Here is a 1097-nt window from a genome sequence, read left to right as displayed (position 1 = left end):
CAAACCGTTAAACCACACCGACAGTGGTGTCGATGGTTTAGTTGATAGTGTTAACGATAAAATCACCATTGATGTGCCGATTCAGGCGCAAGACACCGATGGTGATTGGCTACAAAAGCCTGCCAATGTTGATATCACCATTGTTGATGGTGCCAATCCAGAGTTTGGTGCCGACAGTGGCACCACCATTAATGAAACCACCCAAAATGGTCAAGTTATTAGCGGCGAAGTGCCGCTCGATGTGGGCTCAGATGCGATCCATCAGCTTGATTTCAACGCTGAACAACCGGATTTAGCCAACCTAACCAGTAATGGTGCCGCGACCACATTTGCAGTTAATGGCAACGTATTAACTGTGGTTGACAGTCACGATAAGCCAGTGATGGTCGTAACGATTGCGAAAGATGGCTCATACACGGTTGAAGTTACAGGCCCCATTGATCAAAACGATGCTGACATTGCCAATATTAACCTTGGTGTGACGGCAACGGATAATGATGGCGATACCGCGAACGGTCAGGTAGTGATCACCATTAATGATGGTGCAGATGCGGGCGGTAATGAGCACGGTGAGATCACCATTACCGAAGGTGATTTAACCCCTCAGGCTGGAGAGCAAGGCTACCCTGTATCGGGCAATACTACGATAGTGATTGAGGCAGGTGCCGATCGTCTTAATCCTGAGACTGTGGTTATCGATTCAGTCCAATTAACCAAATTAATTGATGAATTATCATCAGAGTTAACTACGGGCGATAATCAAGCGATCAGCTTTAGCTATGACAGCGCCACCGGGAAATTAGTCGGCGTAACTGCTGACGGCGAGCAAGTGGTAACAGTCTCATTGGATGCAGTCCAAGCGGCGAACGGTCACGATATCGACGTCACAGTAACGATTGTTCAAGACAAACCATTAAACCACACCGACAGTGGTGTCGATGGTTTGGTTGATAGTGTTAACGATAAAATCACCATTGATGTGCCGATCCAGGTGCAAGACACCGATGGTGATTGGCTACAAAAGCCTGCCAATGTTGATATCACCATTGTTGATGGTGCCAACCCAGAATTTGGCACTGACAGTGGCACCACCATTA

The 1097-nt window shown here is 47.4% G+C and carries 1 pseudogene; it reads left to right on the top strand.

Features of this window, described 5'->3' with window-relative positions:
* Window positions 1-1097, top strand: a pseudogene (locus PAND9192_RS20755) (hypothetical protein); the annotation flags it as partial.

The sequence above is a fragment of the Photobacterium andalusiense genome, from assembly GCF_900185625.1.
In the GTDB taxonomy this organism is placed as follows: Bacteria; Pseudomonadota; Gammaproteobacteria; order Enterobacterales; family Vibrionaceae; genus Photobacterium; species Photobacterium aquimaris.
Note: the sequence above shows the minus strand (reverse complement) of the source record. Positions and strands in the feature narration are given on the sequence as shown.